The following is a 23,146-nucleotide window of genomic DNA, read 5'->3' as shown; positions in this document are numbered from 1 at the left end:
ACGTCAAGACGAAGGCAACGGAAGCCGCCCCAGCAGGCACGGCGCAGGCGCCGCCGTCGTGGGGGTGGCTGCGCTGGGCGTGGCGCACCCTGACGTCGATGCGTACCGCGGTGGTCCTGCTCGGTCTGCTCGCGCTTGCCGCGATCCCGGGGTCGGTCTTTCCGCAGCGCAATGTGGCCACCGATCCGGCCGCGGTGCAGCAGTACGTCCTTGAGCATCCCCGACTCGCGCCGTGGCTGGACCGGCTCGGGATGTTCGACGTCTACGCGTCCTCGTGGTTCGCCGCCATCTACGTGCTGCTGCTGGTTTCCATGACCGGGTGCGTGCTGCCCCGATCCCGTCGACTCTGGCAGTCCGCGCGGAGCGCTCCCCCAGCTGCCCCACGGAACCTGGCCCGCTTCGAGAGCCACCGCGCCTGGGAAACCACACGTGAGCCGGCCGAGGTCATCGCCACCGCCGCGGCGCACCTGCGCCGCGGCCGGTTCCGCGTCGTCGCCTCCCGTGATGAAGTCCGGGCCGAGCGCGGCTACCTGCGCGAGGTCGGCAACCTCGCCTTCCACCTGTCGCTGCTGGTGCTCCTGGTTGGCATCGCCGCCGGCAAGCTGGTCGGGTTCGAGGGCCGGGTGGCGGTCACCGAGGGCGGAACCTTCGCCAATGACCTCTCCCAGTACGACGCCTTCTCCCCCTCGGCGTGGACCGACGTGGACGACCTGGAGCCGTTGGCCTTCCGCCTGGAGGAGTTCGACGTCTCGTACCAGACCAGCGGACGCAACCTCGGTCAGCCCTCACAGTTCGCCGCCCGGCTCGCCTACCGCGCCGGGGGCGGTGAGGAGCAGACCGTCACAGTCGAGCCCAACCACCCGCTCGACGTCAACGAGACGAAGTTCTTCCTCACGGGCAACGGATACGCCCCCGTTGTCACCGTGCGCGACGGGCGTGGCAAGGCCGTGTTCACCGGACCGGTGCAGTTCTTGCCGCTGGACACCAGCTACGCCTCCGACGGCGTGATCAAGGCGCCGGACGCCCAGCCCACCCAGCTCGCCTTCGAGGGCTTCTTCCTGCCCACCGCCGACGTCGGCCCGCAAGGCCCCTACTCGATGTTCCCCGACACCCTGAACCCCCAACTGTTCCTCACCGCTTACACCGGCGACCTCGGGTTCGCCGACGGCGTCCCGCAGTCGGTGTTCACCCTCGACAAGGACGAGCTCACCCAGGTGCGCCGCAACGGGAAGCCCTTCAGCCAGGCTCTGTCCGTCGGTGAGACCATGCGGCTTCCCGGCGGTCAAGGCAGCCTCACCTTCGACGGCGTGTCCCGGTTCGCCAACTTCCAGATCGCCTACGACCCCGGCAAGGAGATCACCCTCGCCGCCGCGGTCGTCCTCCTCGTCGGCCTCACCGCCTCACTGGCCATCCGCCGCCGCCGGCTGTGGCTGCGGGTTCGCCCCACCGAGGACGGCGGGGCCCTTGTCGAGGTCGCCGGCTACTCCCTGACCCGCCGTGAACCTCCCCCCGACGAGATCCAGGACCTCGTCGCCGCGCTGCACGGCCCGGACCACCCCTCCATTACCGCTAGCAAGGACGCCTCCGCATGATCCTCGACGAGCAGACATTCGCCCAGCTCTCCAACGGCCTGGTGTACTCCGCCATCGCCGTCTACGCCCTGGCCATGCTGGCCTACGCCGCCGAAACCGCCGGACGCATGGCAGGCGCCCAGATGGACGGCGCCGGGGTGGCAAGCGCACGCCTGGAAGGCGCTCGTGCGGCAGGCACCCAGGAGGCAGACACCGGCACGTTGGTCGCCGACCCGCCATCCCGCAGCCGCCTGCTGGGCGCGTTCGGCACGTCGCTGACCGTGCTGGCGTTCCTGCTGAATCTCGGCGGCGTGGTCACCCGGGGTCTCGCGGCCGGCCGGGTGCCGTGGGGCAACATGTACGAGTTCGTGCTCGTGTGCGCCCTCGCAGCCGGCGCGGCGTACCTGGCGTTCCTGTCCAGGCGCCCGGTCCGGGCCTTCGGCGTCTGGATCGTGGCCATCGTCCTACTCGCCCTCGGCCTGGCCGTCACCGTCCTCTACGCCCCCGCCGGCGAGCTGGTGCCGGTCCTGGACTCCTACTGGCTGCTGATCCACGTCGCCGCCGCCATCACCGGCGGCGGCGTCTTCACCGTCGGCGCCGTCGCGACCACCCTGTTCCTGGTCCGCCATCGCCAAGAGCGCCGCGGCACCGCGCAGACCCCCAGGGGACGCTACGCCGCCAGCCTCCCCACCACGCGCACCCTGGAGCAGGTCGCCCACACCGCCCACATCTTCGCCTTCCCGATCTGGACCTTCGCCGTGATGGCCGGCGCCATCTGGGCCGAAAACGCCTGGGGCCGCTACTGGGGCTGGGATCCCAAGGAGACCTGGGCGTTCATCACCTGGGTCTTATACGCCGCACACCTGCACGCCCAGGCAACCGCCGGGTGGCGCGGCGTCCGCGCCTCCTGGTTCGCCCTCGCGGGCTACGCCGCGTTCCTGTTCAACTTCTTCGGCGTCAACCTGTGGATCTCTGGACTCCACTCCTACGCCGGCGTCTGACCCACCCCATCGATCGAGGCCTTTGGCCTAGGTTTCGCACTAGATCCGCCGCGGACAGCGCGGCCCACACAAGGAAAGGACCGAGACCATCGTTGCCATGAACGCCAGCGACCTGGTGATGTCCGGACCGCTCGTGGTCGCCGCACTGTTGGCGATCGCGGCCGGACTGGTGTCCTTCCTCTCGCCGTGCTGCCTTCCGCTCGTGCCCGGCTACCTGTCATACGTCGCCGGGATGTCCGGCGCGGAGAACCGCCAGCCCACCGATGCCTGCGCCACCGAAACGACCTTGGAGGGTCCCCGGGCGACGAAGACCGCGGCCCGCACGACCGCCCGCGCGCCCAGCACACGTCGGGTGGTCCTGGGCGCTGTCCTGTTCGTCGGCGGGTTCGCCGCAGTGTTCACCAGCTACGGAGTCCTGTTCGGCACCTTCGGTTCCCTGCTGATCGCTCACCAGGAGACGCTGGTCCGCGTCCTGGGGGCGCTCACCATCGTCTTCGGTCTGATGTTCACCGGCCTGTTCTGGAAACTGCCGATCGCCAGTCGCAGCCTGCGGCTCGGCTACCGCCCGCGCGCCGGGCTCGCCGGTGCACCACTCCTCGGCGTCATGTTCGGACTCGGCTGGACCCCTTGCATCGGCCCCACTCTCGCCGCCGTGCTCACCCTTGCCACCAGCAGCGCCGGCGCCGGACGCGGCGCTTTCCTGTCCTTCGCCTACAGCGTCGGCCTGGGGATCCCGTTCATCATCGCCGCGTTCTCGGTCTCGCGGGCGATGGGCCGGCTCCAATGGGCGCGCCGCCACGCCTCCACGGTGATGCTGGTCGGAGGGCTGGTCATGGTCACGCTCGGGGTACTCCAGGTCAGCGGGCTGTGGCTGGACCTGATGACGCGCCTCCAAGGCGTGGTCGCCAACTGGCAGACGCCGATCTGACCATGCCTCCCGGCATTCCTCGCCCGGAGCGGTGGCAAGGAACTGGGTGTCGCGGAATACCCCGGCCGATTTGGTGAAGGGCACCTGGAGGAAGGTCGCGCAGTCCGCACCGCTGGTCTGGCCGCAGGCTCCCTCGACCGGATCGGCATCGGCATCGACGAGGTCTTCGCCGCATCCGTGGTCAGCTGGCAGCTCCGCGGAGGAGCCGCCTGACGCCAGGCTTCCGAGGGTCTCGCTCAACTCAGAGCGACCTAGACTCCACAGGGTGAGCCGAAGCCTGATCCAGCGTCTGCACAATCCGCGCAACCGCGAATGTGGGTGCGATGCCGACTGCTGGTGCCGCCGCACGACACTGGGTCGCGCGGTCAAGTGGTGGGTCCCGGCCAGACTGTTCGGGGTGCACCACAAGAGTGCAGTCACGGCGCAGTGGAAACGAGACCACGAGCCGTCCTGATAGTCGGCTGGGCGGTTCCCCGGGTCGGGATTGACTTCGTAGTTGGGTACAGGGTTCACGATGGAGTCATGCGGACCAAGGAACTGGCGGATCGAGCCGGCGTGAACAGCGAGACCCTGCGCTACTACGAACGCCGCGGCCTGTTGTCTGAACCACCACGCACTCCGGGCGGCTATCGCGACTACCCGTCCTCGACCGTTGGCCTGCTGCTGTTCATCAAGCGCGCCCAAGAGCTGGGATTCAGGCTGGATGAGGTGGATGAACTGCTTCATCTCGATGCCGGTGGCCCGGAAAGCTGCGATGCGGCTCGTGGGCTGGCCGAGCAGCGCAGGGCCGACCTGCAGCGGAGGATCTCCGATCTCCAACGGATGCACGACTCGCTGACCGCCCTGGTGGACACCTGCGAACTTCCCCGGGCTGACCGCACATGCGCTCTGCTCGACGCTCTGACAGTCACACGAGAGGTGGTCCGATGAAGCTCGAGGTGCTGCACGTGACCGACTGCCCGAACGTGCGGCCGATGCTGGACCGGCTGGCCGAGGCCACCGACCTCCCGGTCGCCACACGAGAGGTCACCACTGACACTGAGGCGGCCACACTGGGAATGAACGGGTCGCCGACGCTGCTGATCGACGGGACCGATCCCTTCGCATGGGCTGATCAATGCGACTGCGGCGTCTCGTGCCGGCTCTACCGCGATCAGGAAGGCCGGATCGTCCCAGCGCCGTCGGTCGACCAGCTGCGCGAAGCGATAGCCGAAGCGAAGCGAACAGCGCTGGCGCGTTCAGCGGTAGTGCCCGGCGAAGTCCTGAGCGCCTGGCGTAGCAGAGCGGTCCCGCTCGACCCCGTCGAGAAGGCGGTCCACCAGGAAATCCTGCGCGCTTTCGCGGCGAGGGGACGACCCCCGGCCCCCAGCGAGTTCGACGCCGTGACCGCCGCAGCTGGTCGACCTACCTCGGAGGTGTTGTCCGCGTTGCATGAGGCAGACGCGATCCGCTTGGACCCCGACGGCGGCATCGCGGTCGCCTACCCGTTCTCGAGCTCGCCTACCCGACACCGGGTCCGGATCGCAGACCGGGTCGAGGTACACGCGATGTGCGCCATCGACGCACTGGGTATCTCGGCCATGCTCGGCCAGAACACCCGCATCGACTCCTTCGACGTCACGTCCGGCGAACCCATCACCGTGACGATGACAACAGGTGACGCTACGTGGGAACCGAACCAGGTGGTCGTCTTCGTCGGCGCCACTGCAGGTGGGGGCCCCTCGTCCGACTGCTGCTGCGACTACCTCAACTTCTTCACCGACCGCACTGCAGCCCAAGCTTGGACCTCGGCAAACCCGCACATCCCCGGGCAGATCCTCGATCGGACCGAAGCGCTGGACCTCGCCGTCCGACTGTTCCAACCGCTGCTGGGACGTTGAGCATTCCACGACCCTGATCGCGTACTGGATCGACACTGAGCGCTCCGGCACTCCGCTTCAGAGGCCGAGGTCCCGGCTGGTGGTGGTGGCCATCGCCTCAGTGCAGCCGCATGTAGTGGTTGAGCAGGGTGCCGAGGTCGCGATGCCGGGCCTGCGCGGCGATGCGGTCGATCGAGGCGCCGTTGCCAGCGGCGGTCGTGGCGTGGCCGGCCCGGAGCGAGTGTCCGGACACGGGGATGCCGACGAAGCCGGCCGCTATGGCCCTCCCCTGGACCGTCCCGCTGATCGCTCGAGGTCCGATGCGCTCGGCGGTGGGGTGGTTGCGCCAGAACACGCGGGTGAACAGTGCGCCCGATCCGTCAGCAGGTTGTCATCGCGAGCCACTCCGACGAGTGCCGCGCGCGTACTGGTCGGTCTTGGACCGGCGGATGCTGATCAGGACTCTGGTCAACTGACAGAGGATGTCCTCGACGTTGAGGGCCGAGACTTCGCCGGGGCGCATCGGGAGGCATGGCTGGCACGTTCTCCACCCCTCGTATGAGCAGGCAGACCGATGGTCACCCACGCGAAGGACCGGAGGAAACCATGGCACTGCCCCGCCTCGCCTCGACCCCAGTGCGCTCCTGCACCGCCTTGTGGAGCCGAGCGCTCAGCCCGCCCAAAGCACTTCGTGCCGCTAGGAGGAAGTAGGGTGCTGAAGACATGACCGAAGCGGGTGCGGTGCGATGACACAGAGTGCATACCAACCAGCGAGGTGGCAGCGCTACTGGGACAAGAAATCGCGTGGCTACGACCGCGAGATGGGCATGTGGGACCGAGTGCTTTTCGGCAACTCGCGGCAGTGGGCCTGCTCGCAAGCCTCAGGTCACACCTTCGAGGTGGCAATCGGCACCGGCCTGAACCTCTCCTTCTATCCACCTGAAGTACGGCTGACCGGCATCGACCTAAGCGACGCGATGCTCGAGATCGCGCGCGGTCGCGCCGCGAACCAAGGCAGAGCGGCGGACCTGAGCCAGGGCAACGCGCACTCGCTGGCCTTCGAGGATGAGTCCTTCGACACCGTCGTGTGCACCTTCGGGCTCTGCGCCATCCCGGACCTCGACACAGCGCTCGACGAGATGGTCCGGGTCCTGCGGCCAGGCGGCCAGCTGATCCTCGTCGACCACGTCCGGAGCACCTCAGCCATCGCTCGCGGGGTGCAGCGGCTGCTGGAACTGGTCACGATGCCGTTGGGAGGAGAGCACTTCATGCGCCGCCCGCATGACGACGTGAAAGTACGGGGGCTTCGGATCGAGCAAGTGCAGCGGTTCAAACTGGGTCTGGTCGAGCGACTCGTCGCGCGCAAGGCAGGAGAACCGTCGGCGTGACGGCGACCGCAATACGAGTGAAGGACGCGCTCGCTACAAGCGTGGTACAAATGGCCGGAGATTATCGACGTTTGCGCAGGTGAGAATGGGTCAGTCAGTCAGTATTACGACATCTAGTCACTTGTGCACGTAGAGCTCGAACTCATCGTTCGACGACGAGGGCCCCAAGGCAGAGCCGGGGCCCTCGTTTCATGCTCCCGTTCCGACGTTCGCGACGCACGCGCGACAGCCCTCCCCCGCCGGGGTCGAAGTGCCCACTGAGCGTGCGGGTGCGACCGGTGTTCGGCAAACCACGGAACTACGAGTCCCCCGGCAGCGATGGTCGGCGACCCAACTGAGCTGTCAACTTTTTCTTGATGTCTTCGTCAGTCGCATGAGCGCTCGGTACATCTGACGATGCGTGGGCGGGTCCGGGAGGGGCTGAGCGGCCTCGGCGGCAAAGGACTGGATGAGGTAGCCGACGAAGCGACGCCATGCCTCAGGGGCGGCGTCCTTGGTGGCGGTGACGACGCCAGCGTTGGCCATCAGGATCAGGGGCACGTCCTGGTGGGCGAAGTCCTCGCGGAGCCGGCCGGTGGCTTTCGCGCGTTCGAGCAGCTCGGTCAGCGCCTCGGCGGACCTTCTGCGTTCCTCTTCGAATGCCTTGGCGGTAGGGAAGGTCATGGTGAGGACGTCGGCGAAGCCGCGGTCGTCGGCCTGCATGCGGCAGACGCGTTCGATGTAGGCGCAGAAGCCATGCCATGGATCAGGGTCGGCGAGCGCGTCGTCGACGGCGCTGACGTAGGCGTTCATCTTGTCGGCGAACGCCGCCGCGACCAGCTCGTCTCGGGTCGGGAAACGACGGAAGAGTGTGGCAACACCGACCCCGGCATGACGGGCGATCTCGTTGGTCGAGGCCTCAAGCCCCTGCTCGGCAAAGACCTCGCGTGCCGCGTGGATGACGCGCTCGCGGTTCCGCTCCGCATCGACGCGCAGACACCTCTCAGCGTCGACGTGCATCTGTCCGGGACCCGACTCACGCGACATGGCCCTACTCTACGCGCAAGTGGAACAGCAACTTCACTTGTCTGATAGATTGCCATGCAAGTGGAGCGACCGTTCCGCCTGAGCAAGAGAGACAACACCGACTGATGAACGTTCTTCTATGGGTCCTCCAGATCGTCCTCGCCGCAATGTTCGCCATGGCCGGCGTCATGAAGGCCAGCCAGCCGAAGGAGAAGCTGGCCACCAGCCTGCCGTGGGTGGAGGACTACTCGGCCGGCACCGTGCGGATCATCGGTGTGATCGAACTACTCGCTGCGATCGGCTTGATCCTGCCGGCCGCCACCGAGATCGCGCCGGTCCTCACACCGTTGGCTGCCGCTGGCCTGGCCGTCGTGATGCTGCTCGCGGCCGACACCCACCGCCGACGTCACGAACCCGGCGCGATCGCCTTCAACGCGGCCCTGTTCATCGTCGCCGCCTTCGTGGCCTGGGGCCGCTTCGGTCCGTACTCGTTCTGACCCCTGGCGGGACCCGCCGATCGATTTCGACGAAGGAGACCTGACATGCGCGCATTCGTCCTGACCGACTTCGGCAACACCCCCGAACTGGCCGACCTCGACGTACCGGAGCCCGCCGAAGGTGAGGTGCACGTCCGCGTCCATGCCGCCTCGGTCAACGGCTTCGATGTCGCGGTCGCCAACAGCTACCTCAACGGGATGGAGCACCGGTTCCCGGTCGTCCTGGGCAAGGACTTCGCCGGCACCGGCGACGTGGTCCAAGCCGTCCGACAGACCCACCCCGACGGTGTGGACGTCGCCTTCCACCTCGCTGGAGACCCGGGCGCCCACCTCCCGGCCGCGCGCGCCGGTGGCCGATTCGTCTCCACGCTCATCGGCTCCCCCGAACAACTGCCCACCCAGAGGCGATCGTCATCGGCATCTACGCCAACCCCGATCCGACCATCCTGGTCCGCGCCGCCACCCACCAGGTCGACGGTGTCACCCACCTGACGATCCAAGAGTCCTTCCCCCTCGACAAGGCCCCGGCCGCGCTCGCCGAGTCACCGCCGGGCCCCTCGGCAAACTCGTCATCACGACCAACTGACTCCTCGTAGAGAAGTACCAAAGACCACCGGGAGAACCATGCACATCACCGTCTTCGGTGCCACCGGACCGGCCGGGAAGCTCGTGATCCGCCGCGCCCTCGACCAGGGCCACCGGGTCACCGCCTACGCCCGCAACCCGGCCAAGCTCGACGAGCTGCCGGGACTGCACGTGGTGGTCGGCGAGCTCGACGATGCCGCCGCCGTCCGTACGGCGGTCACCGGTGCAGACGCTGTCATCAGCCTCCTCGGTCCCGGACGGGACAAGGCCAGCATCGCGCCGCTCGTGCCGGGCATGCAGACCATCATCGATCAGATGACCGAGGCCGGCACCCGCCGACTCGTCACAACCTCGACGCCCTCGGCACCCGACCCCGCGGACCGTCGTGACCTGCGCATCAAGGCGCTCGTGACCGGCATCCGGTACGGAGCAGGTCCGGCCTATCGTGCCATCGTCGCCATGGCAGAGGTCGTCCGCGCCTCGACCCTTGACTGGACCATCGTCAGGTTGCCCCTTCTCCACGACAAGCCCCTCGACGCTCCCGCCCGCGCGCGACAGATCGGCGATTCGGGAGGTTTGCGTCTCTCCCGAACGTCCCTCGCAGACTTTCTCATCGGTGAAGCAGAAGACGCCACCTGGGTCTGTCAGGCGCCGATCCTCGCCGACCGCTGAGTGTGTTGCCCCTCGCGACACCGGGGCCAGCCGCTACTCGGCTCCTGCGCGACGCTTCGCTCGGGGCACGACGGCCGGGGCGATGAAGAAGCCATCCTTCAGGTCGCCCGAGAGTCGCTTGCCGCCCATGACGAGCTCGCCCATTTTCTCATCGCCTGCCTGGTCGATGATGCCCATGATCCGATCAGCTGCGCCTTTGGTGATGACTGGGCCGACCAGGACGGACGGATCAAAGGGATCGCCGACCGAAGCTGACTCCACGGCGGCGATGAGCCTCTCCACGAACGCGTCGTAGATGCCGTCCTGGACCAGGATCCGGCTACCGCAAGCGCAGCTTTGCCCGCTCTGACTCAACGGCCCTGGAACGCAGTGAGCTGCGCTGCGGCGTCGAGATCCGCATCGGCGAACACGAGGTTGGCCGACTTGCCCCCGAGCTCGGTGGCGACCGGGGTGAGGTTGGCGGAAGCGGCGACAGTGATCTTGCGAGCCGTCGGACCGCCACCGGCGAAGTGGATCTTCCGGATGTCGAGGTGTTGCACCAGGACGTCGCGAGCTCCGGGAGCTTGAGGACCACAGCACTTCACGCGGCGAGGGCCGGAACGACCGCCAATCCGATGACGAACAGAGGCCCGTTCCAGGGGATGATGATGCCATCAGGCTCGCGCTCGATCAGGTTCACGTCATTGAGCATCGACACGGGGGTGGAGCCGTGACCCTTGTCGACGAAGCCGGCGTGGACAAGCTGAGGAGCACCGACAAGAGCGGTCGCGCGGTGCCGGCCGACATCGTGCACACTCCCCCTGTTGCTGCGAGGCCTGGCGTAGCCTTCGGATGTGGACGACGCGCATCATCCAAGCTCGGACCCCTCGTCGGCCGAGCCTCTCGGACTAGGTGATGCACTCACAAATCTCAGGTCGGCACGGAAAGATGTGACCAGGTTCATGGCGACGTACCAGTTCGCCATCATGGAGATCGAGACCAAGGTCTCGATCCTGCAGGACGAGTTCCGCCTCCTCCATCAGTACAACCCCATCGAACACATCATCAGCCGTTTGAAGAGCCCCGAGAGCGTGGTGGCCAAGGCTCGCAAACAGGGTTGCGGCCCGAGCCTCGCTGAGCTGCGGGACGGCGTCCGCGACATCGCCGGGGTCCGGGTGGTGTGCAGCTTCACGAGCGACGTGTATCGCGTGCAGCAGGTGCTCTGCAGCCAGGCCGACATCAGACTGGTCGAGCTCGAGGACTACATCTCTGACCCCAAGCCGAGCGGCTACCGCTCGCTGCACGCCATCGTCGAGATCCCGGTGTTCTTGTCGGGTGAGACCGTGCTCGTCCCGGTGGAGATGCAGTTCCGCACGATCGCCCAGGACTTCTGGGCCAGCCTCGAGCACAAGATCTTCTACAAGTACGACCGCTCAGTACCCCACGAGCTCCGGGTCGGTCTTCGGGACGCCGCAGCGACGGCCGCCGAGCTGGACCGCGAGATGGAGAGGCTCTCGGGGGAGGTCCAGGACCTCGCGGACACAGGGCTCGCTGACGACGTCATCACCGACCAGACGGTGTCTGACTTCTTGAGCTTCATCTCCGCAGCACGGAAATCCCCACCAGGAGGCTGAACCGTCCGGGACTGCCCCGCGTTTGGTTGACACTCGCAACTCAGAGTGTTCGTACACGAAGGCCCGGCTCCGCCCGGGCCTTCGCATTGGCTTCGCGGGGCTGGCAACCCTCGCGACTCTCGCAGCTCTTACGCCTGTGCCGCCAGCCGCCGGTTCCACCGCCGTGGGTGCTCCGCTGCTTGCTGCAAGAGCCTGGCGTACTCCCGAGGCGTGGCCCACCGCAGGACGGGCGCTGCCATCAGTACTGTGACGACTCCCCAGCGCCACCGACTCCGGTTCTCCACGAGTCCGGCGACCGCCGCCACGGCGGAGACCTGCAGGATCACGTTGTACGGGCCGATCACGGGGCCGTCGAGCCCTTCGCACTCGGTCAGCCACGGCACTCCGGCGCGCCAGACACGTGGCCAGCTGGTGTAGTGCGCCACTACGGCCGCCAGGAAGAGCCCGTTGACGATGGCGTACGTGCGGTCCCCGCGTGGACTGGGCAGCCGGCCGGCCGGCGCGTAGGCAGCGGCAGCGGGGACCGCGAAGGCCGCCACCCCGGCACGCACCCCGACGTGGGGCGCGAGCGGCACCGCCACGCCGGCAGCGAGCTCATAACCCAGATGAGCCGCGATCGAGATGATGCCGAGTCGTGTCCACGGTCGTTCGCTCCTGCCAGGAGCGGCGTTCGCGCCCCGCGGGCCGGGGCCCGACCACCGATTCCAGCCGCGGGGCGTCATGGGCCCGGAAACACGTGCCGCAGCTGGTCGAGCGCGTCGCCGTGCTGGCCAGGCGGCGTGTGGTCGGGGTCCAGGCGGCCGTAGACGAGACGTGCGAAGGCCTCTGCCGGCAGCTCCACCTCGGCTTCAACCTCGGGGTCAACCGTGCGCAGGGCAGCGGCATCCGGGGTCAGGTCCACCGAGAACGTGCGCGTGGGCGCGGACGTGCGCACGGTGATGGTGCAGGTGTCGCCGGTGGGCCGCGCGGTGAAGCGCGCGACAAGGCCGAGGTTGTCCACCACCAGCGCTGCGCCGTCCGGAAGCAGGGTCGCCGACGGCTCGGTCACGACCGCGATGTCCCAGGTGTGGAAGACGTGCTCGTTGAGGCGCATCGCGACGAAGTCGGTGAACGTCAACGTCATCGGGCCCATCGGGAACGAGAGCTCATCAAGGGAATCCAGCGGCACCTGCTTCAGACTGGTCAGGAGCCGAGTGTCCGCCTCCAGCGCGTCGCTCCGCTGCTGCATCGGCGTCTTGGCGTTCCACTCCTCCCACACTCCTGGGGCGTGGTCGTCCGGTGTCGGCCGACCGGCGAGCGTGTCCTCGAGGCGGCGCATGCTGATGACTGCCCCGGAGCCGAGGTGTGACAGCACGTCCGCGACGCTCCACTCGCTGGTGTAGGCACCGCTGGTCAGGTCGTCGCCCCCCAGCGGCTCGACGACGGCGCGGAGCTGTCGCACGGACGAGCCCAACGCGGTGAGGTGCGCGGCTGCCGAGGAGTCGCGTGCGGTGGGATTCATCGCCGGCCACCGTTCGGGTCGTCGAGGTCGAACGGTGCAGGACGAGCAACGTGGTGGGTCATGGACGGAACTCTACGACAAAAGTGGGGAATAGTCCCCACTCTTGCTATGTTCTGGTGTCCATGGAGCTGAGAGCAGACGCCGCCCGCAACCGGGCCGCTATCGTCGAGGCCGCCCGCGCCGTGTTCGCCGAGCAGGGTCTGGACGCACCGCTGGACGACATCGCCCGTCAGGCGGGCACGGGCAACGCGACGCTGTACCGGCGTTTCCCCACGCGGGGTGACCTGATCGCTGCGGTGTTCGCGGAGCGCATGGCCGAGGAGCTGGACGCGGTCGAGGCAGCACTGGCCGAGCCCGACCCCTGGGACGGTTTCGCCTCATACGTCACCGCGGTGGGTCTCATGCAGGCCCGTGACCGCGGCATCGCGGACCTGGTGACCATGGACGTCACCCGAGCACCGGAGATCGAGGCCTTCAGGGCTCGTGCCTTTCAGGGTCTCGTCACGCTCGTCGACCGCGCCCGGTCCGCAGGCGTCCTGCGCCAGGACTTCACCACCCAGGACGTCGTACTCCTGCTGATGGCCAACGCGGGCCTCGTCGAGCGCGCCCACGACATCTCCGACGAGGCGTCGGCGCGGCTGGTCCACCTGGTCCTCGACGGCTTGCGGGCCTCCGCCGCCACCGACGGCCCGGCGGCCCCCCAGGCCTCCGCCACCGAGGAGGCGATGCGCCGCAACAGCGAGCACCGCCTCGGTGCCGGCACCCGCAAGACCAAGGGCAGCAAGCCGGTCTGCCCGCAGAGCACCACCCCGTCCACTCCCGAGAAGGGCAACTGAGATGACGTTCGAGCTCGGCGTCTACACGTTCGGAAACACCCCTCGTACCGCCGACGGCGGTTACGGGACCACCGCACGGGCCATTCGCGACGTCCTCGAGGCCGTCCACCTGGCCGAGGAGGTGGGGCTCGACTTCTTCGGTTTCGGCGAGCACCACACCCGCTCGATGCCGTTGTCCTCCCCCACGGCGATGGTCAACGTCGCGGCCGCCTCGACCCGCCGCATCAAGCTGGGCACGACCGTGACCGTGCTGTCCACCGACGACCCGGTCCGGGTCTTCCAGCAGCTTTCCACCGCGGCCGCCATTGCGCCCGGCCGTATCGAGGCGGTTGCCGGCCGGGGATCCTCGGCGATCACGTTCCCGCTCTTCGACCACGACGAGGCCGACTACGACCTGCTCTACGCCTCGAAGTTCGAGATGCTGCTCGCGCTCAACGCCCAGGAGAGAGTCACCTGGAACGGGCCCCACCGGCAGCGGCCGCTATCCGACGTCCTGATCGTGCCCCGACCCGAGCAGCCACTGAGGATCTGGCTCGGCACCGGCGGCAGCCCCAGCTCGGTCGGTCGCGCCGTCGAGCTCGGTGTCCCCATGTTCCTCGGAATCCTGGGCGGCACCCCGGAGCACTGGGCCCAGTACGGCCACGCCTACCGCGACGCCTGGGCCCAGATGGGACACCCCGCGGAGGAGGCCGGGATCGCCGTCGCAGTCCATGGGTTCGTCGGCACCGACAACAAGGCGGCCAAGGCCACCTACCTCGAGCACGAGCGCCGCATGATGGCCACCGGCGCAGCCGAGGTCGGCCGACCCGCGATGGCGCTCCCGGGTCGCGAGGCAGCAGTCGAGCCCGGCGGCATGGTCTTCGCCGGTGGACCCAACGAGGTGGCCGACCGCATCCTGCACCTCCACCAGCTGCTCGGCCACGACCGACAGATCCTGCAGATGGACGTCGGCGGCATGCCGCACGCCGACTTCCTGAAGAGCGTCGACCTCCTGGGCACTGAGGTGCTCCCCCAAATCCGCAAAGAGCTCGGCCAGTAGGCCGGCCACACCACCAGCTGTCCCCTCCACCGAAGGAAACGAACCATGTTCATCGCCCTCGTCATCGCCACCGTCCTGCTCGCTTTCCTCGCCGTCAACTCCGCGGCAATGAAGCTGCGCCAGAACGAGCAGGTCGTCACCAGCATCCACAAGACCGTTGGCGTCCCGATGCGCTACATCCCCGTCCTGGCCGCCCTCGAAGTCGCCGGTGCCATCGGCATCGTCGCCGGTCTGTGGCTCGAGCCCCTCGGCATCGCCGCCGCGGCCGGCCTGACTGCCTACTTCCTCGGTGCCATGGGCGGCCACCTGCGCGTCGGCGACACCAAGGGCCTGGCCATGCCGCTGGTCCCGCTCGTGCTGTCGGTCGCAGTCCTGGTGCTGCGCATCGTCACCGCCTGAACATCCATCCCTGCCCGACCCACCACCCGATCCACCCATCCACAGGAGGAACACCATGAAGGCATTCGCCATCACCGCCCGCGACACCCAGCCCACCGTCCAGGACCTGCCGACTCCCGAGCCCACCGCCGGCGAGGTCCTCGTCGAGGTCGAGGCGGCCTCGGTCAACGGATTCGACCTGTCGGTCACCGCCGGCTACGTCTGGGACATGATCCCCGGCATCGAGTTCCCCGTCGTGCTCGGCCGCGACCTCGTCGGCACCGTCACCGCCCTCGGTGAGGGCGTCGAAGGCGTCGCGGTCGGCGACCGGGTCACCGCCGTCTTCCCCGGCATGGCGCTCGGCCCCAGGACCGGCAGCTTCACCGAGTACGTCGCGCTGCCCGCCACCGCCGTCACCGCTGTCCCGTCCGGAGTCGACTCCCAGCAGGCTGCCGTCATCGGCCTGGCCGGCGTCGCCGCCTCAGACGCGCTCGAGGCACTCGACATCCAGGCCGGTGAGACGGTGCTCGTCTCCGGAGCCACCGGGGGCGTCGGCTCCATCGCCACCCAGCTCGCAGCGGCAGCCGGTGCCACTGTCATCGGGACCGCCCAGCCCGGTCAGGAGGAGGCCTACGTCCGCAGCCTCGGCGCGGCGCACACCCTCGACTACACCGGCGACGTCGCCGCCGCCATCGAGGCCATCGCGCCGCAGGGCGTCGACAAGATCGTGCACGCCGCCGGCGACCCCAGCGCGCTCGCCACCGTCCTCAAGCCCGGCGGCGCCGCAGCCTCGACCCTCGGTGCGAGCGCCGAGCAGTTCGGCCGCGACGACGTCACCGTCGCCACGATCATGGCCGACGCCACCGCCGAGAAGCTCGCGGCGCTGCTCGAGCGGGTAGCCAGGGGTGAGCTCCGCGTCAACGTTGAGACCGCCATCCCCTTGGGGCGCGCGCCCGAGGCGTTCGCGGCCTTCGCCGACGGCACCCTCGGCAAGGTCCTCATCACCCGCTGAACACCTACACGAAACCAGGAGCTCCAACTCATGAACGTGACCGTCTTCGGCGCCACCGGCGCCATCGGATCACTCACCGTCACTGAGCTGCTCGACCGAGGCCACACCGTCACCGCCTACGCCCGCAACCCCGACAAGGTCCCGCCCGGTTGGGCCGACCGGGTCCGCGTCGTCATCGGCGAGCTGGACGATGCCGCCGCGATCGACACCGCCATCCTCGGGGCTCACGCCGTGGTGAGTGCGCTCGGCCCCAGCATGGAACGCACAGCGACCGGGCTGCCCCTCGTCGTGGGCATCGGCCACATCCTTGATGCCATGGGGCGCCACGGCGTACGGCGCTACGTCGGTCACGCAACCCCGGCGATCCTCGACCCACGCGAGCGGCCGACGCTGGTCACCAGGTTCACGACCTTCATGCCTCGCACCTTCATGCGGCGCGCCTACGACGAGATCACCGGGATGACCGACCTGGTCATGGCGTCCAACCTCGACTGGACGATCGTCCGCTTCATCGCCCCCAAGGACACCCCCAAGAAGGGCACCCCCCGGGTCGGGTTCTTCGGCACCGACAAGCTCGGCTTCGCCATCGGCCGCGCCGACATCGCCGCCTTCACCGCTGGGCAGGTCGACGACACCACCTATGTCCACCGCGCCCCCGCCATCAGCAACTGACAACTACAAAGGAACTCAACTCATGACCATCGCCATCGTCGGCGCCACCGGACAGCTCGGCGGCCTCACCATCGACGCGCTCCTCGGGCGCGGCATCCCCGCAGGCGACATCCTCGCCCTCGGTCGAAACGCCGATCGCCTCAGCGCCCTCGCCGACCGAGGAGTGCGCACCGCTGCTCTCGACCTCGACGACGTCGAGGGCACCACAGCCGCACTCGCCGACGTCGACAGGCTGCTGCTGATCTCCGTCGGGGCACCCGGGCAAGCCCTCGGACCGCGCCGCAACGCCATCGAGGCAGCCCGCCGCGCCGGCGTCGGACACATGATCTACACCTCCGCGCTGCAGGCGCCGACCACCATCCTCGGCCTCGCTGCCGAGCACAAGGCCACCGAGGAGCTCATCACCGCCTCTGGCATCCCGGCGACCTTCCTGCGCAACGGCTGGTACACCGAGAACCACCAGCAGGACTTCGCTGCCGCCCGGGACCAGGGGGTCATCGCCAACAGTGTCGGCGACGGGCGTCTCGCGACCGCACCCCGCAAGGACTTCGCCGAAGCCGGCGCTGTGGTGCTGACCAGCACCGGTCACGAGGGGCAGGCCTACGAGCTCTCCGGTGACACCGCATGGAGCTACGAAGAGTTCGCCGGCGTCGCCGGGCAGGTGCTGGACCAGCCCGTGCGCTACCAGGCACTGACCCCCGAGCAGGAGCACGACCAGATGCTCGCGTTCGGTCTCGACGAGGGGACCGCCGGCTTCATGGTCGCCCTCCACGGCAACATGCGCGACGGCGCCCTCGCACCTACCCCGGGCGACCTCGCCCGCCTCATCGGTCACCCCACCGAGCCCCTGGCGACTACCTTGCGCACGTGGGTCTGACCACTCAGCCGTCGGCGACAGGTTCACGCTCGGAATGACTCCTCTGATGCTTGTCGCCGCTGCGACTGCGGCCTCATCCGATGACCCTGCAGCACGGTTGTCGCGGCGTCTTATGCGGGCGCTGTTGCTGTGAAACGTGTTGGACAGCGACTGGCGCTAGAAGTCGTCGGCTGGACCCTTCTGGTTGCTGGATTCGTCGCTCTGGCCGTTCCCGGTCCGGGGACCCTGATGATCTTCGCGGCGGTAGCGATCCTGGCCCGGCAGTACGAATGGGCGGAGCGACGTCTCGAGCCGCTCAAGCAGCGTGCCTTGGCCGGTGCAGCGCGTAACGTCGAGACTTGGCCCAGGATCGCTTCGTCCACCCTGCTGGCCGTCGGAGTCCTGGCGTGCGGACTGCTCTGGGTGTCGGGTCCCCCGGTTCCCCCATGGTGGTGGTTCTCCCACCGCAGCTGGCTCCCCGGCGGCCCCGCGGCAGGCATCTCGCTCGTCATGTCGGGGCTCGTGGCCCTGGGGTTGATCGCGTGGAGCTATCGGCGTTTCCGCCGAGCGAGTGTGGCGCCTCTCCCGAGCGGACCTGGCCATGCGTGCGACGAGTGATCGTGACGGCATGGATCCGACGACGTGAGCAGCTTGGCGCCCGCGATGTCACCCACGAAGCGGGGCTCGGACGGCCGCCTCGAACGGCAACGCCGCGGGACGTGCCCTTGTACGTACAGCGCTCGATTCCGCGCCCGCTCGTTACAAGCGTGGTACACATGGCCGAAGGTCCTCGACGTTTGCGCAGGTCAGCATGGGTAAGTCAGTCAGTATTACGACATATAGTCACTTGTGCACGTAAAGCTCGAACTCAGCGTTCGAGAACGAGGGCCTCGGCGACGCCGGGGCCCTCGTTCCATTCGAGTTGGCGCCGGAACCTGAGCTCTGTGGGCACCTGCCACTCCCCCGCGACCTGCAGTCAAAGCGCACTCTCATGCCGATGTGCGGGCTCTTCTAGACCGTCGGCGGATCACCGGTACGCCGCCCCATGATGACGGTCCCGTCACCAATGCCTGGACCTAGGACGTGCCAGCCTTCGGACGCGTAGAGCCGCCTCGCCGGGTCTGAAGGATCTGAAGACGTCATCAGGAGCAGACGCTCATGGGGAAGACCTTCAAGGAGGACGTGCATGAGTCCTCGACCAATACCCCGACGCCGAGCAGTGTCGAGCACCCCGATACTGACCAACTCGAAGTGTCCTCCCAGCCAGGCATCGGCGACCTCATGCTCCAGCACCCTGAGCGCGTTGTCGGTCCACCACTGGCCGTGCTCACCCGTGTAGCCGTAGGCGAAGCCGACGAGCACGTCGGCGTCGTACGCGCGGGCGAGGCGAAATCCGTTCCGGACGCTGTGCTTGCCCCAGACGGCCCCGTGCCACGTTTCGTAGTCGGAGTAATCGCCGAAGACTGACTTGTACATGGGCCACACCGCTGCACCGTCGTTAGCGGCGGCCGAGTCATCCACACGAAGTCGCACCATGGCGTTCTTGTACCGGAAGTTGCAGCGTGCCGACAGTACCCTAGGCGAACTGAAGACGTCCTCCCTTGCCGCTGTGAGGGCATGGTCGTCGAGGAAGCGTCCTGCCGCTGCCGACTTAGTAGCCTCGCTGGTATGTCCAGCAAGTCGGAGCGGAGGGCCGCACGTGAGGCGGTTGCGGAGTATCACCAGGCTCAGTTGGCTGAACTTGTCCAACATGTCGGGGAGGCCGTTGACCGCTTTCGTGCCGGTCAGCTCGATGTCTTCGAGGTCGATCAGGTCGTCTTTCAGTACAGCCGCGCGGCGAAGGAACTCTGGAAGTTCTGCAACGCTTCGGACGTCGAGTTCACAACCAGCCTGATTGGTAACGGTCCGCCTGTCGACTGGTGGGAACGCGGCGCCCCCAGGCGCCGATGACGACGGCTGCAGAGCGGTGGCGTTGACAGCGCCTTCTGCGAGTGACGCAGTGGGGCGATGAACACTGCCCAACTCATCGTCCCTGGCGCAGACGCCAGCGCCACGCTTCGCATCGCCGTCGCGGCCTACCTTGCACGTTTCAAGGGCCAGTCCCGGATTCACACCGAGTCCGACCTACGCTCCTACCTCGGCTGGTGCGGCCGGCAAGGATTGGACCCGTTGGCGGCCCAGCGCCCCCACGTCGAGCTCTTCCTCCGCTGGATGCAGGAGGTCGGCCGATACAAGCCCTCCACCGTCTCGCGTCGGCTATCGGTGGTCGCCGGCTTCTACCGCACCTGCGTCATCGACGGCCTCCTAAAGCACTCGCCAGCGGAGTACGTGCGCCGTCCCCGCGTCTCCACGGAGTCACCCACGCTGGGTCTCAGCCACCTCCAGCTCGAGGCCATGCTCACCGCCGGCAGGAAGTCGGCCAACATCAACGACTTCGCCCTGGTGACCATGCTGGGCCTGCTCGGGCTGCGGATCTTCGAAGCGACCGGCGCCAATGTCGAGGCTCTTGAGGAAGTGCACGGACATCGCGTGCTCCGCGTGTGGGGCAAGGGCGACAAGATCGCGCTGGTCCCGTTGCCACCCGCGGTGGGACGCGCGATCGAGCGCGCGGTCGACGGCCGGACCGGTGGGCCGATCCTCAGAAGCCGCACCGGCAACCGGATGGACCGGCACTGCGCCACCCGCCGGCTGCGAGCCCTCGCCCGGGTCGCGGGAATCGCCACCGATCGGATGCACCCGCACATGCTCCGCCACACCTTCGTCACCACCATGCTCGACGCCGGGGTCGACCTGCGTGACGTCCAGATCGCGGCCCGGCACGCCGACCCGAGAACCACCATGCGCTACGACCGCGCCCGCAAGAACCTCGACCGACACCCCAACTACGTCCTGGCGGCCTACATGGCGTCCGGCACCTGACCCGGTCAGCGGCATGGTCGGGCGGTTTCGACCAGCCTGTGCCTTTTGTATACGGGCTGCGCGAGACTCCATGTCATGACGTTCGCTGAATCGGTTGCTTGGCCCCACCGGACTGCGCGTGCCTCCATAAGACCAGCCACACGAAGTGATGCAGAGGTCATCTGGGCCATCCGCCGAAGGCCAGGGGTCTCCGACTTCCTGACCGGTTTGCCAGGTGAACTGGGCCCGTGGACGGACAGATTCGTCGAGGCGGAGCGCCTCGCCAGCACTTTGGTCGTGGAGGTCGGCGACCAAGTGATTGGGGACCTCCTGCTGGTGCGCGAGAACGCCTATTCACAGGCTGAAGTACGCGAACAAGCCCAGGGCGTAGCGGCGGAAATCGGTTGGGTCGTTAGCCCCGACTGGCAAGGACGCGGCCTGGCCACCGAGTCTGTGTCGGCCCTCCTCGACATCTGCTTCGGTCACCTCGGGCTGCATCGCGTTGTCGCCGGATGCACCGTCGAGAACAGAGCTTCTTGGCGGCTGATGGAGCGACTAGGCATGCGACGAGAGGCGCACACGGTGCAATCCGGACTGCACCGCGATGGAACATGGCACGACGGATACATGTATGCCATGTTGCGCGCGGAATGGGTCAAGGTGACGCACATCCACGACCGCCTGCGTCCGTCGCCCTGACGCGCCCGAAACTCGGCATGACCGGGCGATTCCAACCAGCTCCTCAGAGCGCATGTCTTCATGAACGTGCCGACAGGTCCCTACGCCGCGGGCGCGGCACGTCCTAGGGCTCGCCCGTGCCTAGTCCGACTGGAGGGAGTTGTCCCAGAAGACGCGGGCCATCTCCTGGAACTCCGCGAGCAGGTGGTTGCGACCCGTGTAGGCCGCGAACGTGGCGAGCAGTAGGCGAGGTCCCGCCCACGAGCCCGTGGAGTGAAGGCGGACCATCCAACCGGGGGCGTTGCCGCTGAGGTCATCTTGAACGAGGGCGGCCAGGGACACGGTCAACGGTCTAGCAAGCTTGACCAAGAAGTCCGGTCGAGGAACCGACGCGCCCAGCTCCCAACGAGATATGCGCTCCCCACCGGCGGCACCAACAAGACGCGCCAACTCATGCTGGGTCAGGCCCGCCTTCTCGCGGGCGGCGCGCAGCGCTGAGGGGTCGATTCCGGAAACCATCGCTGACAGACACTAGTCGGAGCAAGCGGGAGCCGCCGCCGCGAACCTCCTCGTCATTGAGCGACCGGAACTCTTGTTTCGTTACGCAATGTAATGTTGTTGGACGTGCCAGCGACGGAGGGCCTCCCTATGTGGCAGTCGGACCGGGTATGACAGTCGGGCCGACGCTGCGCGTCTTTGCGGTCTTGCTGTTGGTTACGCCTTGACGGCGCTCAACGCAGACGATCGTCGCGACGTCCGTTGCCGAAGATCGTCTCGCCAGACGTCGCCGCCGAGTTGTGCGACGCCCTCGCGCCGCCATGCATCATCTTCGAGATCAGCCTGCCGATGGTGCCCGTCGCGTTCGTGGTCACGCCTTTCATTGGGGCTAGGCGGCCGGTGCTCTTCTCCAATCTGACCGGCCTGATCGCGGGCTTTGCCATGTTCGGCTCCTTTGTGCTGATCCCGATTTTCGCCGAGACGCCGCAGGGGCTTCCTGACTCGCTCGCACGCCTGGTCGGATACGGGTTCGGCGCGAGCACGACGACCGCGGGGCTCTATCTGTTACCTGGCGCGCTCGCCGGGTTCGTCTCCGGTCCGCTCGCCGGCGTGCTCGGCCGGCGCTACGGGTCGAAGTGGCCGATGGCGCTCGGGATGGCGATGGCTTCAGTCGGGCTCGCCATGTTCGCCCTCTGGCACGACCATCCCTGGCAGATCGTGCTGGGCATGATCGTGCTCGGCAGCGGTATCCCCTTCACCTTTGCGGCGATGGCGAAAGTCATCGTCGACTCGGTGCGGCCTAGCGAGACCGGAGTCGCGACGGGCATGAACACCGTGATGCGCACCGTCGGCGGCGTGATCGGCGGCCAGGTCGGGGCGGCGATCCTGACCGCCGACACGATCCGAAGGACGAACATCCCGGCCGAGTCGGCCTTTGTAACCGCCTTCTCGATCGGAGCGGCAGCCGCGTTCGTCGCAGTGTTCGTCGCCCTCCTCGTCACTCCGCGCCTACCGCAATCGCGGCTCGTCCCCGTCGCAGAGGCAGTCGAATGAGCGGACCGGAACCTGCTCGGCTAGCAGCGCATCTTGAGCGGCTCGTCCTGCTCCTCGTCCACCCCCGAGGCCAGTTCCAGGAGGCTGACGAGCGCCCGCTCTCCTGGACGCAGCGGCTCGCGCTCGCGGTCGCCGTCGACGAGTCGCCGCTTCGCCTCGGCGCGCTTGCGGCCCGGATGGGAACGACGGATGCCACCGCCAGTCGTACGGTCGATTCGCTCGCCTCCATTGGACTGCTCCGGCGCGAGCCGGACGACTCGGACGGCCCGAGGCGTCCTCGTCCTCCCCACCCCCGAGGCAGTGACCCTGCTTGCCGAGCGGCGGCAACGGCTCGTCGATGCGCTTGCGAGTGGCCTTTCGCGTATGCCCGAGGAGGATGAAGCCAGGCTTGTCACGCTCCTCAGCGAGCTGAACAAGGTGCTATTGACGTTGGCGCAATCGCCGCGGGTCCCCGCGCAGGGGAGGACGTCCTCGTAGCTGAACGCCCCTCGAGGGCCGACATCGCTCGGCTGTTACCAACGGGATACATATCGCCCGAACGAATCGGAGTTCGCGCAGTTCACCACGGGTCAGTCAGTCAGTACTACGGCCTGTAATCATCGGACG

General features: G+C 67.8%; 30 protein-coding genes. 21 read left to right on the top strand and 9 right to left on the bottom strand.

Annotated features, from left to right (window positions below):
• Nucleotides 1-98: 98 nt before the first annotated feature.
• The 5 genes from resB (at nucleotide 99) to NOCA_RS12585 (ending at nucleotide 5,380) form a co-directional block, all read left to right on the top strand.
• Nucleotides 99-1,592, top strand: coding sequence for a cytochrome c biogenesis protein ResB (resB, locus tag NOCA_RS12605; RefSeq protein WP_140404099.1), 1,494 nt, complete (start codon nucleotides 99-101; stop codon nucleotides 1,590-1,592).
• Nucleotides 1,589-2,572, top strand: coding sequence for a c-type cytochrome biogenesis protein CcsB (gene ccsB, locus NOCA_RS12600; protein ID WP_011755651.1), 984 nt, complete (start codon nucleotides 1,589-1,591; stop codon nucleotides 2,570-2,572). Before resB ends, ccsB begins: the two co-directional genes overlap by 4 nt.
• A gap of 97 nt (nucleotides 2,573-2,669) precedes the next feature.
• Nucleotides 2,670-3,500: a cytochrome c biogenesis CcdA family protein gene (locus NOCA_RS12595; RefSeq protein WP_011755650.1), complete on the top strand. Its 831-nt coding sequence runs from the start codon at nucleotides 2,670-2,672 to the stop codon at nucleotides 3,498-3,500.
• Nucleotides 3,501-4,022: 522 nt separating this feature from the next.
• A complete protein-coding gene (locus NOCA_RS12590) occupies nucleotides 4,023-4,430 on the top strand; it encodes a MerR family transcriptional regulator (protein WP_011755649.1) in 408 nt (135 codons plus the stop codon).
• Nucleotides 4,427-5,380: an alkylmercury lyase family protein gene (locus tag NOCA_RS12585; protein ID WP_011755648.1), complete on the top strand. Its 954-nt coding sequence runs from the start codon at nucleotides 4,427-4,429 to the stop codon at nucleotides 5,378-5,380. Before NOCA_RS12590 ends, NOCA_RS12585 begins: the two co-directional genes overlap by 4 nt.
• A 97-nt stretch (nucleotides 5,381-5,477) precedes the next feature.
• On the opposite strand, the gene NOCA_RS12580 is transcribed toward NOCA_RS12585, so the two are convergent.
• A complete protein-coding gene (locus NOCA_RS12580) occupies nucleotides 5,478-5,714 on the bottom strand; it encodes a hypothetical protein (RefSeq protein WP_011755647.1) in 237 nt (78 codons plus the stop codon).
• Nucleotides 5,715-6,180: 466 nt separating this feature from the next.
• Here NOCA_RS12580 and NOCA_RS12575 point away from each other — a divergent pair, with 466 nt between their 5' ends.
• The gene (locus NOCA_RS12575) at nucleotides 6,181-6,747 is read left to right on the top strand and encodes a class I SAM-dependent methyltransferase (RefSeq protein ID WP_238383470.1); all 567 of its coding nucleotides are present in this window, start codon (nucleotides 6,181-6,183) and stop codon (nucleotides 6,745-6,747) included.
• Nucleotides 6,748-7,089: 342 nt separating this feature from the next.
• On the opposite strand, the gene NOCA_RS12570 is transcribed toward NOCA_RS12575, so the two are convergent.
• Nucleotides 7,090-7,773, bottom strand: coding sequence for a TetR/AcrR family transcriptional regulator (locus tag NOCA_RS12570; protein ID WP_197687766.1), 684 nt, complete (start codon nucleotides 7,771-7,773; stop codon nucleotides 7,090-7,092).
• 104 nt (nucleotides 7,774-7,877) lie between these two features.
• Between NOCA_RS12570 and NOCA_RS12565 the strand changes: the two genes are divergently transcribed.
• The 3 genes from NOCA_RS12565 (at nucleotide 7,878) to NOCA_RS12555 (ending at nucleotide 9,506) form a co-directional block, all read left to right on the top strand.
• Nucleotides 7,878-8,249: a DoxX family protein gene (locus NOCA_RS12565; RefSeq protein WP_011755644.1), complete on the top strand. Its 372-nt coding sequence runs from the start codon at nucleotides 7,878-7,880 to the stop codon at nucleotides 8,247-8,249.
• A gap of 45 nt (nucleotides 8,250-8,294) precedes the next feature.
• Nucleotides 8,295-8,741, top strand: a complete 447-nt coding sequence (locus NOCA_RS12560) for an alcohol dehydrogenase catalytic domain-containing protein (RefSeq protein ID WP_011755643.1) — start codon at nucleotides 8,295-8,297, stop codon at nucleotides 8,739-8,741.
• Between the two features lie 132 nt (nucleotides 8,742-8,873).
• The gene (locus tag NOCA_RS12555; protein ID WP_011755642.1) at nucleotides 8,874-9,506 is read left to right on the top strand and encodes an NAD(P)-dependent oxidoreductase; all 633 of its coding nucleotides are present in this window, start codon (nucleotides 8,874-8,876) and stop codon (nucleotides 9,504-9,506) included.
• Between the two features lie 33 nt (nucleotides 9,507-9,539).
• On the opposite strand, the gene NOCA_RS28455 is transcribed toward NOCA_RS12555, so the two are convergent.
• From NOCA_RS28455 to NOCA_RS27965, 3 genes are read right to left on the bottom strand one after another with little or no spacing between them, the layout of a single operon-like run.
• The gene (locus NOCA_RS28455; RefSeq protein WP_049774341.1) at nucleotides 9,540-9,860 is read right to left on the bottom strand and encodes an aldehyde dehydrogenase family protein; all 321 of its coding nucleotides are present in this window, start codon (nucleotides 9,858-9,860) and stop codon (nucleotides 9,540-9,542) included.
• The gene (locus NOCA_RS28450; protein ID WP_274378278.1) at nucleotides 9,857-10,090 is read right to left on the bottom strand and encodes an aldehyde dehydrogenase family protein; all 234 of its coding nucleotides are present in this window, start codon (nucleotides 10,088-10,090) and stop codon (nucleotides 9,857-9,859) included. Before NOCA_RS28450 ends, NOCA_RS28455 begins: the two co-directional genes overlap by 4 nt.
• Nucleotides 10,087-10,299, bottom strand: a complete 213-nt coding sequence (locus NOCA_RS27965) for a hypothetical protein (RefSeq protein WP_049774338.1) — start codon at nucleotides 10,297-10,299, stop codon at nucleotides 10,087-10,089. Before NOCA_RS27965 ends, NOCA_RS28450 begins: the two co-directional genes overlap by 4 nt.
• Before the next feature lie 40 nt (nucleotides 10,300-10,339).
• Here NOCA_RS27965 and NOCA_RS12545 point away from each other — a divergent pair, with 40 nt between their 5' ends.
• Nucleotides 10,340-11,119 (top strand): GTP pyrophosphokinase, encoded by a 780-nt coding sequence (locus NOCA_RS12545; RefSeq protein WP_041546514.1) that lies wholly within the window; start codon nucleotides 10,340-10,342, stop codon nucleotides 11,117-11,119.
• A 128-nt stretch (nucleotides 11,120-11,247) separates the two neighbouring features.
• Here the strand turns inward: NOCA_RS12545 and NOCA_RS12540 are convergent, their stop codons facing one another.
• Entirely contained in the window at nucleotides 11,248-11,700 is a 453-nt protein-coding gene (locus NOCA_RS12540) for a hypothetical protein (protein WP_041546513.1), read from the bottom strand.
• Between the two features lie 137 nt (nucleotides 11,701-11,837).
• Nucleotides 11,838-12,620, bottom strand: a complete 783-nt coding sequence (locus tag NOCA_RS12535) for a maleylpyruvate isomerase family mycothiol-dependent enzyme (protein ID WP_011755639.1) — start codon at nucleotides 12,618-12,620, stop codon at nucleotides 11,838-11,840.
• Between the two features lie 122 nt (nucleotides 12,621-12,742).
• Between NOCA_RS12535 and NOCA_RS12530 the strand changes: the two genes are divergently transcribed.
• From NOCA_RS12530 to NOCA_RS28670, 7 genes are all read left to right on the top strand, one after another.
• Complete coding sequence (locus NOCA_RS12530) at nucleotides 12,743-13,456, top strand: TetR/AcrR family transcriptional regulator (protein ID WP_011755638.1); 714 nt, start codon at nucleotides 12,743-12,745, stop codon at nucleotides 13,454-13,456.
• Nucleotide 13,457: 1 nt separating this feature from the next.
• Complete coding sequence (locus NOCA_RS12525) at nucleotides 13,458-14,495, top strand: LLM class flavin-dependent oxidoreductase (protein ID WP_011755637.1); 1,038 nt, start codon at nucleotides 13,458-13,460, stop codon at nucleotides 14,493-14,495.
• Between the two features lie 45 nt (nucleotides 14,496-14,540).
• Nucleotides 14,541-14,894, top strand: a complete 354-nt coding sequence (locus tag NOCA_RS12520) for a DoxX family protein (RefSeq protein ID WP_011755636.1) — start codon at nucleotides 14,541-14,543, stop codon at nucleotides 14,892-14,894.
• 55 nt (nucleotides 14,895-14,949) lie between these two features.
• On the top strand, nucleotides 14,950-15,885 hold the full coding sequence (locus tag NOCA_RS12515; RefSeq protein WP_011755635.1) for an NADP-dependent oxidoreductase: 936 nt from the start codon (nucleotides 14,950-14,952) through the stop codon (nucleotides 15,883-15,885).
• Nucleotides 15,886-15,915: 30 nt separating this feature from the next.
• Nucleotides 15,916-16,557 (top strand): NAD(P)-dependent oxidoreductase, encoded by a 642-nt coding sequence (locus NOCA_RS12510; protein WP_011755634.1) that lies wholly within the window; start codon nucleotides 15,916-15,918, stop codon nucleotides 16,555-16,557.
• A gap of 22 nt (nucleotides 16,558-16,579) precedes the next feature.
• Nucleotides 16,580-17,434 carry an SDR family oxidoreductase gene (locus NOCA_RS12505; RefSeq protein WP_011755633.1) on the top strand — a complete coding sequence of 285 codons (855 nt, stop codon included), beginning with the start codon at nucleotides 16,580-16,582 and terminating at the stop codon, nucleotides 17,432-17,434.
• Between the two features lie 129 nt (nucleotides 17,435-17,563).
• Complete coding sequence (locus NOCA_RS28670; protein ID WP_011755632.1) at nucleotides 17,564-18,031, top strand: PGPGW domain-containing protein; 468 nt, start codon at nucleotides 17,564-17,566, stop codon at nucleotides 18,029-18,031.
• Between the two features lie 393 nt (nucleotides 18,032-18,424).
• Here NOCA_RS28670 and NOCA_RS27960 read toward each other — a convergent pair whose 3' ends face one another.
• Nucleotides 18,425-19,525, bottom strand: a complete 1,101-nt coding sequence (locus tag NOCA_RS27960) for a GNAT family N-acetyltransferase (protein ID WP_197687767.1) — start codon at nucleotides 19,523-19,525, stop codon at nucleotides 18,425-18,427.
• A gap of 57 nt (nucleotides 19,526-19,582) precedes the next feature.
• Between NOCA_RS27960 and NOCA_RS12485 the strand changes: the two genes are divergently transcribed.
• Together NOCA_RS12485 and NOCA_RS12480 are read left to right on the top strand one after the other, a co-directional pair.
• Nucleotides 19,583-20,332: a tyrosine-type recombinase/integrase gene (locus tag NOCA_RS12485; RefSeq protein ID WP_197687768.1), complete on the top strand. Its 750-nt coding sequence runs from the start codon at nucleotides 19,583-19,585 to the stop codon at nucleotides 20,330-20,332.
• Nucleotides 20,333-20,407: 75 nt separating this feature from the next.
• Complete coding sequence (locus NOCA_RS12480; protein ID WP_011755629.1) at nucleotides 20,408-21,010, top strand: GNAT family N-acetyltransferase; 603 nt, start codon at nucleotides 20,408-20,410, stop codon at nucleotides 21,008-21,010.
• 120 nt (nucleotides 21,011-21,130) lie between these two features.
• Here NOCA_RS12480 and NOCA_RS28445 read toward each other — a convergent pair whose 3' ends face one another.
• Nucleotides 21,131-21,508 carry a helix-turn-helix domain-containing protein gene (locus NOCA_RS28445; RefSeq protein WP_011755628.1) on the bottom strand — a complete coding sequence of 126 codons (378 nt, stop codon included), beginning with the start codon at nucleotides 21,506-21,508 and terminating at the stop codon, nucleotides 21,131-21,133.
• Between the two features lie 240 nt (nucleotides 21,509-21,748).
• Here NOCA_RS28445 and NOCA_RS12470 point away from each other — a divergent pair, with 240 nt between their 5' ends.
• Both NOCA_RS12470 and NOCA_RS28665 read left to right on the top strand, forming a co-directional pair.
• A complete protein-coding gene (locus tag NOCA_RS12470) occupies nucleotides 21,749-22,540 on the top strand; it encodes an MFS transporter (RefSeq protein WP_049774336.1) in 792 nt (263 codons plus the stop codon).
• Nucleotides 22,537-22,920, top strand: a complete 384-nt coding sequence (locus tag NOCA_RS28665; RefSeq protein WP_083768148.1) for a MarR family transcriptional regulator — start codon at nucleotides 22,537-22,539, stop codon at nucleotides 22,918-22,920. The genes NOCA_RS12470 and NOCA_RS28665 overlap by 4 nt, the downstream gene beginning before the upstream one ends.
• Nucleotides 22,921-23,146: the final 226 nt, after the last annotated feature.

Origin of the sequence: Nocardioides sp. JS614 (assembly GCF_000015265.1) — a bacterium.
Taxonomy (GTDB): Bacteria; Actinomycetota; Actinomycetes; order Propionibacteriales; family Nocardioidaceae; genus Nocardioides.
This window is presented reverse-complemented; position numbering and strand designations above follow the sequence as displayed.

Coding starts and splice junctions, on each gene's coding strand:
- NOCA_RS12555 (WP_011755642.1), top strand. CDS start 8,874: ATGCACATCACCGTCTTCGGTGCCACCGGACCGGCCGGGAAGCTCGTG.
- NOCA_RS12525 (WP_011755637.1), top strand. CDS start 13,458: ATGACGTTCGAGCTCGGCGTCTACACGTTCGGAAACACCCCTCGTACC.
- NOCA_RS12480 (WP_011755629.1), top strand. CDS start 20,408: ATGACGTTCGCTGAATCGGTTGCTTGGCCCCACCGGACTGCGCGTGCC.
- NOCA_RS12590 (WP_011755649.1), top strand. CDS start 4,023: ATGCGGACCAAGGAACTGGCGGATCGAGCCGGCGTGAACAGCGAGACC.
- ccsB (WP_011755651.1), top strand. CDS start 1,589: ATGATCCTCGACGAGCAGACATTCGCCCAGCTCTCCAACGGCCTGGTG.
- NOCA_RS12510 (WP_011755634.1), top strand. CDS start 15,916: ATGAACGTGACCGTCTTCGGCGCCACCGGCGCCATCGGATCACTCACC.
- NOCA_RS12575 (WP_238383470.1), top strand. CDS start 6,181: ATGGGCATGTGGGACCGAGTGCTTTTCGGCAACTCGCGGCAGTGGGCC.
- NOCA_RS12505 (WP_011755633.1), top strand. CDS start 16,580: ATGACCATCGCCATCGTCGGCGCCACCGGACAGCTCGGCGGCCTCACC.
- NOCA_RS12595 (WP_011755650.1), top strand. CDS start 2,670: ATGAACGCCAGCGACCTGGTGATGTCCGGACCGCTCGTGGTCGCCGCA.
- NOCA_RS28445 (WP_011755628.1), bottom strand. CDS start 21,508: ATGGTTTCCGGAATCGACCCCTCAGCGCTGCGCGCCGCCCGCGAGAAG.
- NOCA_RS12520 (WP_011755636.1), top strand. CDS start 14,541: ATGTTCATCGCCCTCGTCATCGCCACCGTCCTGCTCGCTTTCCTCGCC.
- NOCA_RS12560 (WP_011755643.1), top strand. CDS start 8,295: ATGCGCGCATTCGTCCTGACCGACTTCGGCAACACCCCCGAACTGGCC.
- NOCA_RS28665 (WP_083768148.1), top strand. CDS start 22,537: ATGAGCGGACCGGAACCTGCTCGGCTAGCAGCGCATCTTGAGCGGCTC.
- NOCA_RS12585 (WP_011755648.1), top strand. CDS start 4,427: ATGAAGCTCGAGGTGCTGCACGTGACCGACTGCCCGAACGTGCGGCCG.
- NOCA_RS12530 (WP_011755638.1), top strand. CDS start 12,743: ATGGAGCTGAGAGCAGACGCCGCCCGCAACCGGGCCGCTATCGTCGAG.
- NOCA_RS12535 (WP_011755639.1), bottom strand. CDS start 12,620: ATGAATCCCACCGCACGCGACTCCTCGGCAGCCGCGCACCTCACCGCG.
- NOCA_RS12570 (WP_197687766.1), bottom strand. CDS start 7,773: ATGTCGCGTGAGTCGGGTCCCGGACAGATGCACGTCGACGCTGAGAGG.
- resB (WP_140404099.1), top strand. CDS start 99: ATGCGTACCGCGGTGGTCCTGCTCGGTCTGCTCGCGCTTGCCGCGATC.
- NOCA_RS12565 (WP_011755644.1), top strand. CDS start 7,878: ATGAACGTTCTTCTATGGGTCCTCCAGATCGTCCTCGCCGCAATGTTC.
- NOCA_RS12515 (WP_011755635.1), top strand. CDS start 14,950: ATGAAGGCATTCGCCATCACCGCCCGCGACACCCAGCCCACCGTCCAG.